Genomic DNA, 261 nt, shown 5'->3' on the forward strand with positions numbered 1-261 from the left:
ACCGTCAGCGAACTGCTCGCCACCCCCGGCTCCGAACTGGCCGCCGCGCTCTTCCCGGTGGGCGGCGAGCCGACCGGCGACGACCGGACCGTCCTCGACGTCACCTTCCAGGGCGAGGCCGCGACCCAGCCGGTCATCTCCCAGCTGTCGCGCACCTACAACATCGACATCTCGATCCTGGGCGCGGCCATCGACACCGTCGGCGGCCTTCAGGTCGGCCGGATGCGCATCGAACTGCCCGGCCGCTACGAGGACAACGTG

Annotated in this window: 1 protein-coding gene; it reads left to right on the top strand. The window is 70.9% G+C overall.

Going from position 1 to position 261, the window contains the following annotated elements:
* The coding region (locus tag BZL64_RS36990; RefSeq protein ID WP_208639602.1) for an NIL domain-containing protein at positions 1–261 on the top strand (261 nt) is incomplete at both ends.

The organism is Streptomyces bobili, from assembly GCF_002154575.1.
GTDB lineage: Bacteria > Actinomycetota > Actinomycetes > Streptomycetales > Streptomycetaceae > Streptomyces > Streptomyces bobili.